Genomic DNA, 15,188 nt, shown 5'->3' on the forward strand with positions numbered 1-15,188 from the left:
GGACGCTTTCGTGACCATCACGCTGGGTGACATCCACGCCGCCTTGGGCGGCGTTTTGCATGGTGAGGGGGGCATGGCCGTGGCTCGGCTGGCTCCTCTGGAAACGGCCGAGGCGGATGCGCTGTCGTTCGTTGCACAGGCACGTTACGCGTCCAGGATCACCGAGACCCGCGCGGGCGCCCTGATCGTGCCGCCTGCTCTCGTGGGGCAAGCGGCGGCCCGTGGGGCCTGCATTGAAACGCCCGACCCCTACCTGTATTTCGCGCGGCTCACGCAGTGGTGGCGCGTGCAGCGTGAGGCGCAGGAGGGTGTGCGCGTGCCGGCTGTGCATCCGACGGCCTGTGTTGACCCGGCGGCACGTCTGGAGGCCGACGTGGATGTCGGGCCCTATGCGGTCATCGAGGCTGGCGCGGTGGTGGGAAAGGGCGCGCGCATTGGCGCGCACACAGTGCTGGAGCGCCGTGCCCGCGTGGGTGCAGGCTCCCGGCTGGCACCGCGTGTCGTCGTTGGGCGGGACTGCTCATTGGGGGAACGCTGCATCGTTCACGCGGGCGTGGTCATCGGCGCCGACGGCTTCGGCTTTGCACCGCACCAGGGCGAATGGGTCAAGATCGAGCAACTGGGTGCAGTACGCATCGGCAACGACGTGGAGATCGGTGCGAACTGCTGCATCGACCGGGGCGCGCTGGATGACACGGTGCTCGAAGACGGCGTCAAGCTGGACAACCTGATCCAGATCGGGCACAACGTGCACGTGGGCCGGCACACGGCCATGGCGGGTTGCGTGGGTGTGGCGGGCAGCGCGCGCATCGGCGCGCACTGCACCATTGGCGGTGGTGCGGTGGTGCTGGGGCACCTCAGCCTGGCCGACCATGTGCATATATCGGCGGCCTCGGTGGTCATGCGCTCCATTCACCAGCCCGGCCAGTACAGCGGCGTGTTCCCAATAGACGACAATTCGCAGTGGGAAAAGAACGCGGCGACGCTGCGCCAGTTGCACACCTTGCGTCAACGCATCAAAGCTTTGGAAAACAGATCATGATGGACATTCACCAGATTCTCAAACAACTGCCTCACCGTTACCCCTTTCTGTTGGTGGACCGGGTGCTGGAGGTGGAAAAAGGCAAGTCCATCAAGGCGTTGAAGAACGTGAGCATGAACGAGCCGCAGTTCACCGGGCATTTTCCGCACCGTCCGGTGTTCCCGGGGGTGCTGATGCTCGAAGCCATGGCACAGACGGCGGCTCTGCTGGCATTCGACACCTTGGGCGTCACCCCGGACGACAAGACCGTCTACTACTTCGCGGGTATCGACGGCGCACGATTCAAGCGCCCGGTGGAGCCCGGCGACCAACTGGTGATGGACGTGACGCTGGAGCGCATGAAAGCCGGCATCTTCAAGTTCAAGGGCGTGACCCGCGTCGGCGACGAGGTGGCTTGCGAAGCCGAGCTGATGTGCACCATGCGCACGATTGCCTGAGGCCAGGAGTCGTCGCATGGCGGACATCCATCCCACCGCAGTGGTGGACCCGAAGGCGGAACTGGACAGTGGTGTCAGCGTCGGCCCTTACACGGTGATTGGCCCGCATGTGAAAGTCGCTGCGGGCACGCGCATCGGCCCGCATTGCGTGATCGAGGGGCACACCACCATAGGTTGCGACAACCGCATCTACCAGTTCGTCTCGCTCGGGTCCGACAACCAGGACAAGAAATACGCGGGCGAGCCTTGCGAGTTGATCATCGGCGACCGCAATACCATCCGCGAATACAGCACGTACCACATCGGCACGGTGCAGGGCGGGGGCGTGACGCGCCTGGGCAACGACAACTGGATGATGGCCTACACGCACCTGGCGCACGATTGCATTGTGGGCAACAACACCATTTTTGCGAACAACGCGCAACTGGCGGGGCACGTGGAGGTGGGTGACTGGGTCATCCTGGGCGGGTTCACAGTGGTGCACCAGTTCGTGCGCATCGGCGCACACGCCATGACGGCGATGTGTTCGCTGCTGTTCGCCGACGTGCCGCCTTTCGTGATGGCACAGGGGCAGCCCGCTGCCGGGCGCTCCATGAACTTCGAGGGCCTGCGCCGCCGGGGTTTCTCGGCCCAGCGCATTTCGGCCATCAAGGCCATGCACAAGGCGCTCTACCGCGACAACCTCACGCTGGAACAGGCGCAGGAGCGCATGGCTGCCATGCCCGGTCAATTCCCCGAGGCGGTGGACGACATCGGAATGATGCGCACTTTCCTGCAAGGCGTCACCACCCAGCGCGGGATCGCGCGTTGATGGTTCCTGTGCAGTCCGGCGCGGCCAGCCATGTCGCGATGGTCGCGGGCGAAGCGTCGGGTGACCTGCTGGCCGCGCAGCTTCTGCGAGGCCTGAAGGCGCGCTGGCCGGATTGGGTTGTGGCAGGCATTGGCGGGCCGCACATGCAGGCGCAGGGTTTTGACGCCTGGTGGCCGAGCGAAAAACTTTCGGTTCGGGGCTATGTGGAGGTGCTGCGCCATTACCGCGAGATCGTAGGCATCCGCCGCCAGTTGCAGGAACGTTTGCTGAAGGCGCCGCCGCGCGTGTTCATAGGCGTTGACGCGCCTGACTTCAACCTCGACCTGGAAGGCAATTTGCGCGCTGCGGGCGTGCCGACCGTGCATTTCGTGGCCCCTGCGGTGTGGGCCTGGCGGCCTGAGCGAGTGGAAAAAATCCGCCGCTGCGTCGATCTGGTGCTATGCATCTTCCCCTTCGAGCCCGAGTTGCTGCAGCGCCATGGCATTCGTGCAACCTACGTGGGGCACCCCTTGGCGCAGGTGGTGCCGATGGAACCAGACCGCGCAGGCGCGAGGACGGCGCTTGGGTTGCCGGTAGATGGCGAAGTGGTGGCACTGCTGCCCGGTAGCCGAAAAGCGGAAATCGAGCACCTGTTGCCGCGTTTCCTGGCGGCGGCAGACCTGATGCGCAAGGCGCGGCCCGGCGTGCGCCTGGTGTTGCCAGCCGTGCCTTCGCTGCAAAGCCTTGTTCAGCACATCGTTGAGCGCGCAGGCATGGCAGATGCGGTACAGGTGACAAAAGGCCAATCGCACGCCGTGCTGGCAGCCTGTGACGTGACCCTGATCGCCAGCGGAACGGCCACGCTGGAGGCCGCGCTGTTCAAGCGGCCCATGGTGATTGCCTACCACATGAGCTGGCTGTCCTGGAAGCTGACCCAGCGCAAGATGCTGCAGCCTTGGGTGGGGCTGCCGAACATCCTGGCCGACGAGTTCCTGGTGCCGGAGTTGCTGCAGGACCGTGCCACGCCCGCCGCAATGGCAGAGGCCACCCTTGCCTGGCTCGACACTTCCGAGACTGGCCGCCAGCGTGTCGCCGCCCTGGAGCTGCGTTTTGCCGACATGCACCGCAGCCTGTTGCGCGACACTCCCACATTGGCCACCGATGCGATCGAGGAACTTCTTGCACGCTGAACAGGCTTCCCTCTGCTGGGATGTACCCGGTCTGGTGGCCGGGGTGGACGAAGCCGGACGCGGGCCGTTGGCTGGGCCGGTCGTGGCCGCAGCCGTCATCCTGGATGAGCAGCGGCCCATCGCGGGCCTGGCAGATTCCAAGAAGCTCACTGCCGCAAGGCGTGAAAAGCTTTACGACGAAATCCGGGCCAAGGCCCTGTGCTGCTGCGTGGCCGAGGCTTCGGTGGAAGAAATCGACCGCCTGAACATCCTTCAGGCCACGATGCTGGCCATGCAGCGAGCGGTGGCGGGCTTGCGCCTGAAGCCCACGCTGGTGCTGGTCGACGGCAACCGCCTGCCTGTGCTCAACATCCGGGCCGAGGCCATCGTCAAGGGCGACGCCAAGGTCCAGGCGATTTCGGCAGCCTCCATCCTGGCCAAGGTGACGCGTGACAGGGGGCTGGCCGAATTGCACCAGGCTTATCCAAACTACGGATTCGACAAACACAAGGGCTATGGCACGGAACTGCACCTGCAGGCCCTGCGGACTCACGGGCCTTGCCCGCAGCACCGCCGCAGTTTCGCGCCCGTGGCGCAGGCAGGTATGGCGGGCGGCACATTGACCATGGAAGAGCAGGGCGCATGAGCGGCGACAACGTCATTACCTCGCGTGACAACCCTATGGTCAAGCGCCTGCGGCAGTTGGCGCAGGACCCGGCCGCTTACCGCAAGCAGGGGCAGGTCTGGCTGGAAGGCGACCACCTGTGCCGGGCCTTGCTGGCCAGGGGCGGTGTGCCGGCCATGCTGGTGTGCGCTCCCGATCAACTGGTGGCGGTTCGGGCCTGGGGCTTGCCGAACGGTGTCCGCACCGTGTTGTTGACGACCGAACTCATGCGCCACATCAGTGGTCTGGAGTCGCCTGCCAGCGTGGCGTTCGTGCTGGACCTGCCCGCCGACCGGCATCTGCGGCCGGATGCGCCCACGGTGGTGCTGGACCGGCTGCAGGACCCGGGCAACGCCGGCTCCATTCTGCGCAGCGCGGCTGCCTTCGGCTTTCGCCAGGTTGTGGCGCTCAAGGGCACCGCGGCCCTCTGGGCGCCCAAGGTGCTGAGGGCAGGCATGGGCGCGCATTTCGGCCTGCACCTGGTCGAAGGCTGCGCTGCCGACGACCTGGCCACCCTGAGCGTGCCTTTGCTGGCCACCAGCTCCCATCAAGGCGACTGGCTGCATCAGGCGCAATTGCCCTGGCCCTGCGCCTGGCTGATGGGGCACGAAGGACAAGGCGTCAGCGACGCTCTGATGGCTCGCGCCGCCCAGACGGTGCGCATTGCCCAGCCCGGGGGGGAGGAATCGCTCAACGTGGCCGCCGCTGCCGCCATCTGCCTGCACGCCAGCGCCGTGCAAAAGGGATGATCGGGTTATAATTTCAAGGTTTACCCTAACCGCACGCACCTGCAGCAGCGCCCGCTGCTTTCCCACGAAATCCTCGCGCATTTTGAACCGGGGCAGGTGCGTCCAATACTGGAGAGTCCCGTGTTCCCCGTCCCCGCAAAAGCCATCCTCGCTCTCGCAGACGGCACGGTCTTTACAGGTGTTTCCATCGGCGCCACGGGCCAGACCGTAGGCGAGGTGGTTTTCAACACCGCCATCACCGGCTACCAGGAAATCCTCACCGACCCCAGCTATTGCCAGCAGATCGTGACCCTCACGTATCCGCACATCGGCAACTATGGCGTCAACGAGGAAGACGTGGAAGCGAACCGCGTTCACGCTGCCGGATTGATCATCAAAGACCTGCCCCTGCTGGCCTCCAATTTCCGCCAGTCAGCCACCCTGAGCGAATACCTCCAGCGCGAAGGCACCGTGGCCATTGCCGGTATCGACACCCGCAAGCTCACCCGCATCCTGCGTTCCAAGGGGGCGCAGAACGGCGCCATCGTGGGTTTGGCGCAGGGCGAGGCCGTGACCGACGAGGTGGTGCAAAAGGCCATTGCCGCCGCCCAGGCCGCGCCCAGCATGGCAGGCCAAGACCTGGCCAAGGTGGTCAGCACCCAGCAGCCCTACGTCTGGACCCAGAGCGAATGGCAACTGGCCCGCGAAGACGGCACCCCCGGCTACGGCGAGCAGACCGCATCGCGTTTCCACGTGGTGGCCTACGACTTCGGTGTCAAGAAGAACATCCTGCGCATGCTTGCCGAGCGCGGCTGCAAGGTCACCGTGGTGCCCGCGCAGACCCCTGCTGCCGAAGTGTTGAAACACCAGCCTGACGGTATCTTCCTGTCCAACGGCCCCGGCGACCCGGAGCCCTGCGACTACGCCATCGCCGCAGCGCGCGAACTCATTGAGACCGGCATCCCGACCTTCGGCATCTGCCTGGGGCACCAGATCATGGCCCTGGCCAGCGGTGCCAAGACCTTCAAGATGAAGTTCGGCCACCATGGCGCCAACCACCCGGTCAAAGATCTGGACAACGGCCGTGTGAGCATCACCAGCCAGAACCACGGTTTCGCGGTGGACGAGAAGACGCTGCCCGCCAACATGCGTGCCACGCACGTGAGCCTGTTCGACGGCACCCTGCAAGGCTTGGCTCGCACCGACAAGCCCGCCTTCTGCTTCCAGGGGCACCCCGAGGCTTCGCCCGGCCCGCACGACATCGCCTACCTGTTCGACCGTTTCATCAAGATGATGGAGGCGAAATAACATGCCAAAGCGCACAGACATCAAGAGCATCCTCATCATCGGCGCTGGCCCCATCGTCATCGGTCAGGCCTGTGAATTCGACTACTCCGGCGTGCAGGCCTGCAAAGCCCTGCGCGAAGAGGGCTACAAGGTCATCCTGATCAACAGCAACCCCGCCACGATCATGACCGACCCGGCCACGGCCGACGTCACCTACATCGAGCCCATCACCTGGCAGACGGTCGAGAAGATCATCGCCAAGGAGCGCCCGGACGCCATCCTGCCCACCATGGGCGGCCAGACCGCGCTGAACTGCGCGCTGGATCTGTGGCGCAATGGCGTGCTGCACAAGTACAAGTGCGAACTGATCGGTGCCACGCCCGAAGCCATCGACAAGGCCGAAGACCGCCTGAAGTTCAAGGACGCGATGACTCGCATCGGCCTGGGCTCGGCGCGCTCCGGCATCGCCCACAGCATGGAAGAAGCCTGGGCGGTGCAGAAGGCCGTGGGCTTTCCCACGGTGATCCGCCCCAGCTTCACGCTGGGCGGCACGGGCGGCGGCATTGCCTACAACCCGGAAGAGTTCGAGACCATCTGCAAGCGCGGCCTGGAAGCCTCGCCCACCAACGAGCTGCTGATCGAAGAGTCGCTCGTGGGCTGGAAAGAGTACGAGATGGAGGTGGTGCGCGACAAGGCGGACAACTGCATCATCGTCTGCTCGATCGAGAACCTGGACCCGATGGGTGTGCACACGGGTGACTCCATCACCGTGGCCCCGGCGCAGACGCTGACCGACAAGGAATACCAGATCATGCGCAACGCCTCGCTGGCGGTGCTGCGCGAGATCGGTGTGGACACGGGCGGCTCCAACGTGCAGTTCTCGGTCAACCCGAAGGACGGCCGCATGATCGTCATCGAGATGAACCCGCGTGTGTCGCGTTCGTCCGCGCTGGCGTCCAAGGCCACGGGTTTCCCCATCGCCAAGGTGGCGGCCAAACTGGCTGTGGGCTACACGCTCGACGAACTGAAGAACGAAATCACCGGCGGCGCGACCCCGGCTTCGTTCGAACCTTCGATCGACTACGTGGTCACCAAGATTCCCCGCTTTGCGTTTGAGAAGTTCCCCGCAGCCGACAGCCGCCTGACCACGCAGATGAAGTCCGTGGGCGAGGTGATGGCCATGGGCCGCACCTTCCAGGAAAGCTTCCAGAAAGCCCTGCGCGGCCTGGAAGTGGGCGTGGACGGCATGAACGAAAAGACCCAGGACCGCGAGACGCTGGAGCGCGAATTGGGCGAACCCGGCCCCGAGCGCATCTGGTACGTGGGCGACGCCTTCGCGGCCGGCTGGTCGCTGGACGAGGTGCACCAGTTCACCAAGATCGACAAGTGGTTCCTGGTGCAGATCGAAGAGATCGTGAAAATCGAGCTTGAGCTGGACAAGCTGACCGCCGAAAAGGGCGAGGGCGCCTTGGCCACGCTGAGCGCCGACACGCTGCGCACCCTCAAGAAGAAGGGCTTCAGCGACCGCCGCCTGGCCAAGCTGCTCAAGACCACCGAGAAGGCTGTGCGCGACCAGCGCCGCGCGCTCAACGTGCGTCCCGTGTACAAGCGCGTGGACACCTGCGCCGCCGAGTTCGCGACCAACACCGCCTACATGTACTCGACCTACGAGGACGAGTGCGAGGCCGAGCCCAGCAACAAGAAGAAGATCATGGTGCTGGGCGGTGGCCCCAACCGCATCGGCCAGGGTATCGAGTTTGACTACTGCTGCGTGCACGCGGCACTCGCCATGCGCGAGGATGGCTACGAGACCATCATGGTCAACTGCAACCCCGAGACGGTTTCTACCGACTACGACACCTCCGACCGCCTGTACTTCGAGCCGCTGACGCTGGAAGATGTGCTGGAAATCGTGGACAAGGAAAAGCCCCTGGGCGTGATCGTGCAGTACGGTGGCCAGACGCCGCTGAAGCTGGCGCTGGGCCTGGAGCGCGAGGGCGTGCCCATCATCGGCACCACCCCCGACATGATCGACGCTGCCGAAGACCGCGAGCGCTTCCAGAAGCTGCTGCACGAACTGGGCCTGCGCCAGCCCCCCAACGCCACGGCGCGCACCGAGCCCGAGGCGATGGAAAAGGCCGCCGAGCTTGGTTACCCCCTGGTGGTGCGCCCCAGCTACGTGCTGGGCGGCCGCGCGATGGAGATCGTGCATGAGCCGCGTGACCTGGAGCGTTACATGCGCGAGGCGGTGAAGGTTAGCAACGACTCGCCCGTGCTGCTGGACCGCTTCCTGAACGACGCCATCGAGTGCGACGTGGACTGCATCCGTGACGCCTCTGGCCAGGTGCTGATCGGCGGCGTGATGGAGCACATCGAGCAGGCGGGCGTGCACTCGGGTGACTCTGCCTGCTCGCTGCCGCCTTACTACCTGGGCAAGGCCACGGTGGACGAGCTCAAGCGCCAGACGGCGGCCATGGCCAACGCGCTCAACGTGGTTGGCCTGATGAACGTGCAGTTCGCCATCCAGGAAGTGGAAGAGGGCGGCGTCAAGAAGGACGTCATCTTCGTGCTGGAGGTGAACCCGCGCGCTTCGCGCACGGTGCCGTTCGTCTCCAAGGCCACGGGTATCCAGCTGGCCAAGGTGGCCGCGCGCTGCATGGCTGGCCAGACCCTGGCACAACAAGGCATCACTCAGGAAGTCACCCCGCCGTACTTCAGCGTGAAGGAAGCGGTGTTCCCCTTCGTGAAGTTTCCCGGTGTGGACACCATCCTCGGCCCCGAGATGAAGTCCACCGGCGAAGTCATGGGCGTGGGCAAAACCTTTGGCGAGGCCTTCGTCAAGTCGCAGCTGGGTGCAGGCACCAAGCTGCCGCGTGCCACAGATGCGGTCCGCAAGATCTTCATTTCGGTGAAGAACCAGGACAAGCCGCGCGCAGTGGCCGTGGCCCGTGAGCTGGCTGCGATGGGCTTCGAACTGATCGCCACGCGCGGTTCGGCGGCGGCCATCACCGCTGCTGGCGTGCCTTGCGAAACCGTCAACAAGGTGACCGAGGGCCGCCCCAACATCGTGGACATGATCAAGAACGGCGAAATCGCCATGGTCATCAACACGGTGGAAGAGCGCCGCAACGCCATCGCAGATTCGCGCCACATCCGCACGTCGTCGCTGCTCAACCGGGTGACCACCTTCACCACCATCTCCGGCGCGGAAGCTGCCGTGGAGGGCATGAAGCACCTGGACAACCTGCCGGTCATCTCCGTGCAGGAAATGCACGCGCAACTGGCTGCCTGACGCTTGGCCGGCAACGAACCGGGGGCCTTCACCGGCCGCCCGATTCGTGCATAATCCGACCAGACCACACCGCCGACCGGCAACGATCGGCGGTTTGCTTTTGGAGAACCACAAATGGCCACCATTCCTGTTACCAAGCGCGGTGCCGACATGCTCAAGGAAGAGCTGCACCGCCTCAAGACCGTCGAGCGCCCCGCCGTCATCACCGCCATTGCCGAGGCCCGTGCGCAGGGTGACCTGAGCGAAAACGCCGACTACGACGCCGCCAAGGAGCGCCAGGGCTTCATCGAAGGCCGCATTGCCGAGATCGAAGGCAAGCTCTCTGTCGCCCAGATCATCGACCCTTCCGCGCTGGACGCGGGTGGCCGGGTGGTCTTCGGTGCCACGGTCGAACTGGAGGACGAGAAAAGCGGCGAGCCTGTGACCTACCAGATCGTGGGCGAGGACGAGGCTGACCTGAAGCAGGGCCTCATCAACATCAGCAGCCCGATCGCGCGTGCTTTGATCGGCAAGGAAGAAGGCGACGTGGCCGAGGTGCAGGCACCGGGTGGCGTCAAGCGTTTCGAGATCGTGGCGGTGCGCTACCAGTGAGGGACCGGACCATGGGCGCTTTCCTGCAACGCTGGCCCCTGCTGCTCGCCGCCCTGTGGTGGGGTGGCATGAGTGCCCTGAGCTTTGCCGCAGTACCCATGGTGTTCGCCTTTTTCGGTAACCCGGCCGTGGCGGGGCCTTTTGCCGCCAAGCTGTTCCAGCTGCAATCCTGGTTCAGCGTCCTGGCCGCCATCGGCCTGCTGATGTGGGGCCGCGTACAGCGTGTTCACGGTGAAGAGGTGACTGCGCGCTGGGTGCTGCTGCCCTGGCTTCTGGCTGCGGCCATAGCCGCCCTGCTGCAGGAGCAGGCGGTGGCCGAACGCATTCTGACGGCGCGCGCCACTGGCGCCGATCTGCGCCTCTGGCACAGTCTGGGCTCTGCGCTCATTCTGGTGCAGTGGCTTTGCGCCCTGCGGGTGCTCTGGTGGTTTGCCCGCCGCACCGAACCCCAGCCCACGGATCACTGATTCCCTGAGAGCCCGCCTTGTGGCCACTGCGGTCCAGGCGAGCTCGCCGTCATGTGTGTGACGGATGCGCTGAACTCCCCTTTGATCCCTGCCGTATGGCTTTGAATTGGCATCGCCAAATGCCCAGGATGTGTCTGTGGATTTGATGTATGCATGCCATTGATCAATGAAATGCATCTTTTAGATCACATTTTTTGTGTCTCCATGCCCGCGGAAGGCCATATCCCTGAAGAATGTCCGATCGGTTTGAGCTCGGGTACCCCGTGCTCGAAAGCATTTTTTGACCTTGGGCAGCAGCCAGATCACAAGACATGGTGGGGAACGTACACGGTGACGAAGCAATGGAAGGGCTTCACCCGGGGGCTACTGCCGAACTGGAGACGAAACAGCTTGCGGCCTTCGCCGTCAATCTTCCCGGCTTTGCCTACATCATCCGCCGGGACGTCACGGGGCATTACAGCCTGCCTTTCGTCAGTCCGGGGTTTGAGGCGAAGTTCGGTATTTCGCACCACGTCGTTCGCACGGACATTCGACCGCTGAGGGACCGCTACCATCCCGCTGACCGTGTCCGGCTGCAGTCTGCCTTCGACGCCTCGGCCGATCTATTGACGCCGTTGGCTGTCGAGTACCGCGCGTACCACCCTTTGAGCGGTGAGTTCTGGATCGAAACGCGGGCGGCGCCTGCGCCCCAGGAAGATGGGAGCATTCTCTGGCATGGAATTGCGCTGGACATCACATCCCGCAAGCGTGCGGAAGAAGAGCTGGTCGCCCGTGAGCGGGAGTTCCGCACCGTCGCGGAAAGCAGCACCGACCTGATCTTCCGCTATGACAGGCTGTGCCGCCGGATCTATGTGAACCCTGCCGTATGCAGACTGTTCGGCCATACCCGGGCCGAGCTTCTGGGTAGAACGCCCGGAGACAACGAGTCGCTACAGGCTGGCGCGCAGGACCAGGCCTACATGGATGCCATCCGCCGCGTGTTCGCCACCGGCCAGCCTGGCCACCACTTCATAGATTTCCCGGTGGCTGGGGGGCACATCTGCTATGACGCACAACTGATTCCCGAGCTGGATGCGAAGGGGGTGGTGGCGTCGGTTTTCTGCGTGGCGCGGGATGTCACACCGCTCAAGGATGTCGAGCGCAGCACAGGCCGTTACTTTGAAGGGATGCCCGGCTTTGCATTCACCTTACGCACCCCACGGCAAGGTGAATGGAGCATTCCTTTCGCGAGCAAGGGTATGGCGGATTTGTTTGGGTTGTGTCCGGCAGACGTGCGCGATGACGCGGCGGTCATGCTGGCGATGATCCACCCTGGTGACCGCCAGATGTTCATGGACAGGCAGTTGGCTTGTTTGCGGACCAGGCAGCCGTTCCAGCTGGAGTTCCGTGTGCAGGTGCCTGGCCGGGCCCTGTGCTGGGTGGAGTGCCGGGCCATGTGCGAGGAGGGACTCGACGGCGAGCTGGTCTGGCACGGCGTGGTGATCGACGTCACCGACCGCAAGCGCATGGAAAACGAGCTGGCCCGCCGTGAGCAGGAGTTCCGCACCCTGGTGGAGCATTCCAGCGACACCGTGGCCCGCTACGGGCCCGATTACCGGCGCAGGTACGTCAACCCGGCGCTCGCAGTGCTGGCGGAAGGGGGCGCCAAGGCCTTGCTCGGCAAGACGCCGCGGGAGTGCCCGGGGGGCGACAACGCGACGCTGTACGAGCAGAAGCTCGAGCAGGTGTTCGCCAGCGGCCGGCAGACGGAGTTCGAACTGCGCTGGAGCTGCAAGGAAGGGCGGGAGGTGTGCAGCCTGATCTGCCTGACCCCGGAGTTCGACGAGACCGGCAAGGAGGTTGTCAGCGTTCTGGCTGTCGGACGTGACATCACGGAGCTTCACGCGTCGCGCCAGAAGATCCATCAGATGGCCTTCTATGACCTGCTGACCGGCTTGCCCAACCGGGCGCTGCTCCACGACAGGTTGCGGCAGATGATCACTGACGCGTCCTGGCACGGGCAGAAGGCAGGGGTGATGATGATCGACATGGACCACTTCAAGACGGTCAACGACACGATGGGCCATGCCGTGGGTGACGAGCTTTTGCGCGAAGCGGCGTCACGTCTGACCGGCTGCGTGCGGTCGTACGACACGGTGGCCCGTTTGGGGGGTGACGAATTTGCCGTGTTGCTGCCGGACATCAGGGAAGCAGAGGACCTGGGGCGCGTTGCCAGCAAGATGCTGGCCCGTTTTCAGGAGCGGTTCCTGCTGGAAGGCCGGGAAGTGTTTGTGTCGTGCAGCATCGGGATCGCGGTCTATCCTGCCGACAGCGGCGACGCCGACGACCTGCTCAAGTTCGCAGATTCCGCCATGTACTACGCCAAGCGGTCCGGGCGCAGTGGCTTTCGTTTCTACTCCCGCGACCTGACAGCCAGCGCGCAGGAGCGGCTGTTCATGGAGTCGGAACTGCGGCGCGCGGTGGAGCGAGGCGAACTGGCCCTGCATTTCCAGCCCAAGGTTGAACTGGCGACCGGCGAGATGAACGGGTCAGAGGCGCTGCTGCGTTGGCGGCACCCAGAACTAGGCATGGTGTCTCCGGCACAGTTCATTCCCGTGGCCGAGGACACCGGGCTGATCGTCGACATCGGTAAATGGGTGTTGCAGAAGGCCTGCCGCACCGCCGCCCGGTGGAACGGCGACGGCCAACCCTTGCACAAGGTGGCAATCAACCTGTCGGCCAGGCAATTCCAGTTCCCGGGGCTGGTCGAGACGGTGATGGACGCGTTGGCCAGCGCGGGATGCAAACCCCAATGGATAGAACTGGAGATCACGGAGAGCTTGCTGCTCGACGAGGATGGCCGTGTACGGGATATGCTGGAAGCGCTTCGGGCCGGGGGCGTGTCAATTGCGATTGACGACTTCGGTACCGGTTACTCGGCCTTGAGCTACCTGACGCGTTTCCCGATCGATACGCTGAAGATTGACCGCTCGTTCATTCACAGCGTCACCACGGACCACTACCGCGCCGAGCTGGTGCGCGCGATTCTCTCGATTGCGCGTTGCCTGAAGCAGCAGGTGGTGGCCGAGGGGGTGGAAACGCTGGAGCAGGCCGCGTTTCTGGAGGCTAACGGGTGCCAGGTGGCGCAGGGCTATCTGTTCAGCAGGCCACTGCCTGTGGATGAGCTGGAAAGACTCCCGCGCCGTTTTGGCGCGGGCTGGGTCTGACAGGGCTTCAGGCTGCCTGGGGCAGCCCGCGCTCGGCGGATTCGAGCGTGTTGACCATCAGCATGGTGATGGTCATGGGCCCGACACCACCCGGAACGGGGGTGATCCAGCCAGCGACTTCCTTGACGCCGTCAAAGTCCACGTCGCCACAGAGCTTGCCTTCGTCGTTGCGGTTCATGCCAACGTCGATGACGACGGCGCCTGGCTTGACCATGTCGGCGGTGAGCACGTTGCGCTTGCCCACGGCGGCCACGATGACATCGGCCTGCAGCGTCATGGCCTTCAGGTCTTTCGTGGCGCTGTGGCAGACGGTCACGGTGGCGTTCTTCTGCAGCAGCATCAGCGCCATGGGCTTGCCCACGATGTTGCTGCGGCCGATGACCACGGCGTGCTTGCCCCTGAGGTCGTAGCCGATGGATTCCAGCATCTTCATGCAGCCGTAGGGCGTGCAGGGCCAGAAGCCCGGCTGGCCGACCATCAGCGCGCCCGCGCTGGCCACATGGAAGCCGTCCACGTCCTTGGCAGGGGATATGGCCTCGATCACCTTGTGCGCGTCGATGTGCGCGGGCAGCGGCAACTGCACCAGGATGCCATGGATCGTTGGGTCGTTGTTGAGTGCGTCCACGCGGGCCAGCAGCTCGGCCTCGGACATGGAGGCATCGTACTTCTCCAGCACCGAATGCATGCCGGTGTCTTCGCAGGCCTTGACCTTGTTGCGAACGTAGACCTGGCTGGCGGGGTTGTCACCCACCAGGACGACGGCTAGGCCGGGGGTGACGCCGCGCGCCTTGAGGGCAGCGACACGTTCCGAAACTTGGGCGCGCAGTTGGCGCGAGAGGGCGTTGCCGTCGATCAGTTGGGCGGTCATTGATGTACAGAGAGCAGGTCAGGCCTTGGGCTGATTGGGTGCCAAGGCAATCTTGAGCAGGTCGGCCACGGTGTTGGCCGCCAGTTTTTCCATGATGTTGGCGCGGTGCGCCTCGACCGTCTTGATGCTGATGCCGAGGTCGTCGGCGATCTGCTTGTTGAGGCGGCCTGCAACGATGCGTTCGAGCACCTGGGATTCGCGTGTGGTGAGCTTGGCCAGCAGCGCGTCGCGGTTGGCGGCCTGCTGGTGCACGGCAAAAGCTTCACGCGCTTTTTCGAGCATGCGCTCGACGAGGCCGAGCAGCTGTTCTTCGTTGAAGGGTTTCTGGATGAAATCCAGCGCGCCTTTCTTCATCGATTCCACCGCCATGGGAACGTCGCCATGACCGGTGATGAAGACGATGGGCAGCGGGGACTGGCGTTCCAGCAGACGTTCCTGGAGTTCCATGCCGCTCATGCCGCCCATGCGGATGTCAGCGATCAGGCAGGCGACTTCGCGCGGGTCGTAGCGGCTGAGAAACGCCTCGGCGGATTCGAAACAGCGGACCCGGTAGTCCTTGCCCTCCAACAGCCACTGCAGTGAGTCCCGGACAGCTTCGTCGTCGTCCACCACATACACCGTGCCTCGTTTCGGAATCAAGCTCATCT

The 15,188-nt window shown here is 64.3% G+C and carries 13 protein-coding genes; 11 read left to right on the forward strand and 2 right to left on the reverse strand.

Annotation, left to right across the window (positions count from 1 at the left end):
- The first annotated feature begins 10 nt into the window (after window positions 1-10).
- From lpxD to ACYVHH_RS07990, 11 genes are all read left to right on the forward strand, one after another.
- Complete coding sequence (gene lpxD / locus ACYVHH_RS07940; protein ID WP_460564595.1) at window positions 11-1,042, forward strand: UDP-3-O-(3-hydroxymyristoyl)glucosamine N-acyltransferase; 1,032 nt, start codon at window positions 11-13, stop codon at window positions 1,040-1,042.
- Entirely contained in the window at window positions 1,039-1,479 is a 441-nt protein-coding gene (fabZ, locus tag ACYVHH_RS07945; RefSeq protein ID WP_460564596.1) for a 3-hydroxyacyl-ACP dehydratase FabZ, read from the forward strand. The genes lpxD and fabZ overlap by 4 nt, the downstream gene beginning before the upstream one ends.
- A gap of 16 nt (window positions 1,480-1,495) precedes the next feature.
- Window positions 1,496-2,290 carry an acyl-ACP--UDP-N-acetylglucosamine O-acyltransferase gene (gene lpxA / locus ACYVHH_RS07950; protein ID WP_460564597.1) on the forward strand — a complete coding sequence of 265 codons (795 nt, stop codon included), beginning with the start codon at window positions 1,496-1,498 and terminating at the stop codon, window positions 2,288-2,290.
- Window positions 2,290-3,459 (forward strand): lipid-A-disaccharide synthase, encoded by a 1,170-nt coding sequence (lpxB, locus tag ACYVHH_RS07955; RefSeq protein ID WP_460564598.1) that lies wholly within the window; start codon window positions 2,290-2,292, stop codon window positions 3,457-3,459. Before lpxA ends, lpxB begins: the two co-directional genes overlap by 1 nt.
- Window positions 3,431-4,084, forward strand: coding sequence for a ribonuclease HII (rnhB, locus tag ACYVHH_RS07960; protein ID WP_460564599.1), 654 nt, complete (start codon window positions 3,431-3,433; stop codon window positions 4,082-4,084). The genes lpxB and rnhB overlap by 29 nt, the downstream gene beginning before the upstream one ends.
- Window positions 4,081-4,851: a TrmH family RNA methyltransferase gene (locus tag ACYVHH_RS07965; protein ID WP_460564600.1), complete on the forward strand. Its 771-nt coding sequence runs from the start codon at window positions 4,081-4,083 to the stop codon at window positions 4,849-4,851. Before rnhB ends, ACYVHH_RS07965 begins: the two co-directional genes overlap by 4 nt.
- Before the next feature lie 120 nt (window positions 4,852-4,971).
- Entirely contained in the window at window positions 4,972-6,138 is a 1,167-nt protein-coding gene (gene carA, locus ACYVHH_RS07970; protein WP_460564601.1) for a glutamine-hydrolyzing carbamoyl-phosphate synthase small subunit, read from the forward strand.
- A 1-nt stretch (window position 6,139) separates the two neighbouring features.
- A complete protein-coding gene (carB, locus tag ACYVHH_RS07975; RefSeq protein ID WP_460564602.1) occupies window positions 6,140-9,409 on the forward strand; it encodes a carbamoyl-phosphate synthase large subunit in 3,270 nt (1,089 codons plus the stop codon).
- A 114-nt stretch (window positions 9,410-9,523) separates the two neighbouring features.
- The gene (gene greA, locus ACYVHH_RS07980; protein ID WP_460564603.1) at window positions 9,524-10,000 is read left to right on the forward strand and encodes a transcription elongation factor GreA; all 477 of its coding nucleotides are present in this window, start codon (window positions 9,524-9,526) and stop codon (window positions 9,998-10,000) included.
- 11 nt (window positions 10,001-10,011) lie between these two features.
- Window positions 10,012-10,467, forward strand: a complete 456-nt coding sequence (locus ACYVHH_RS07985) for a DUF4149 domain-containing protein (protein ID WP_460564604.1) — start codon at window positions 10,012-10,014, stop codon at window positions 10,465-10,467.
- A gap of 341 nt (window positions 10,468-10,808) precedes the next feature.
- A complete protein-coding gene (locus ACYVHH_RS07990) occupies window positions 10,809-13,673 on the forward strand; it encodes a sensor domain-containing protein (protein WP_460564605.1) in 2,865 nt (954 codons plus the stop codon).
- 7 nt (window positions 13,674-13,680) lie between these two features.
- On the opposite strand, the gene folD is transcribed toward ACYVHH_RS07990, so the two are convergent.
- Both folD and ACYVHH_RS08000 read right to left on the reverse strand, forming a co-directional pair.
- Complete coding sequence (gene folD / locus ACYVHH_RS07995) at window positions 13,681-14,541, reverse strand: bifunctional methylenetetrahydrofolate dehydrogenase/methenyltetrahydrofolate cyclohydrolase FolD (RefSeq protein ID WP_460564606.1); 861 nt, start codon at window positions 14,539-14,541, stop codon at window positions 13,681-13,683.
- A gap of 18 nt (window positions 14,542-14,559) precedes the next feature.
- Window positions 14,560-15,186: a response regulator transcription factor gene (locus ACYVHH_RS08000; RefSeq protein WP_460564607.1), complete on the reverse strand. Its 627-nt coding sequence runs from the start codon at window positions 15,184-15,186 to the stop codon at window positions 14,560-14,562.
- Window positions 15,187-15,188: the final 2 nt, after the last annotated feature.

It is taken from the genome of Hydrogenophaga aquatica (genome assembly GCF_054780915.1).